Here is a 740-nt window from a genome sequence, read left to right on the forward strand (position 1 = left end):
CATAAAAGGGAAAAATCAAACGGATATTCTTTTGGTTTTGCAAAAATGTTTGTTTTGGCATTTGCGACCAGCGTTGACGCATTGGCGATAGGAATAACCTTTGCTTTTTTTAAAATAAATATTTTTATGGCAATACTAATAACAGGCATGACGACATTCAGTATATCGACGCTCGGCGTAAAAACAGGCAATATATTGGGAGAAAAATGTAAATCCAGGGCGGAATTTACGGGCGGAGCGGTTCTTGTTATACTCGGCATGAAAATATTACTGGAACATTTATTTTTTCAATAAAAAATCCCCGCCGCAAAACGGCGAGGTATTAAACCCATGCATGAATAAATCTGCATCTGATAAAAGCTTGTTTTTTGAGCCATGCAGGCTTCGAACCTGCGACACACAGATTAAGAGCGGAGGCAATACGCTATACAATAGTATTATTATAGAATGCTTTTTGCGTTTTGTCTATACTTTTTTTGCTTTGTTTATCGCTGTTTTTCTGTCGGTATTCTACATAAGGACAGAGTGCGCATCTGTGGGTCGTGCGCGTAAATCTATGTCTATCATAGATTTATTCCCCTGCGGCAGTGCGGTGTGAGAAAATACGGTGAAAAAGGGCGGTTTTTGCAGTCTGCGGGAAGTCGCCGGGGCATAAAAAACCGCCGCGCTGTGTTGCCGCGGCGGGCGAAAACCGTCTTCAATCCGCTGTCAATCGTATCATAATAAGCCATAAGTGCATA

1 protein-coding gene is annotated in these 740 nt (G+C 41.5%); it reads left to right on the forward strand.

Annotated features, from left to right (window positions below; genetic code table 11):
* A partial coding sequence (locus AWU74_RS06880; protein ID WP_187150916.1) for a manganese efflux pump occupies positions 1-294 on the forward strand: 294 nt, incomplete at its 5' end.
* Positions 295-740: the final 446 nt, after the last annotated feature.

This window comes from Treponema endosymbiont of Eucomonympha sp., assembly GCF_001028545.1.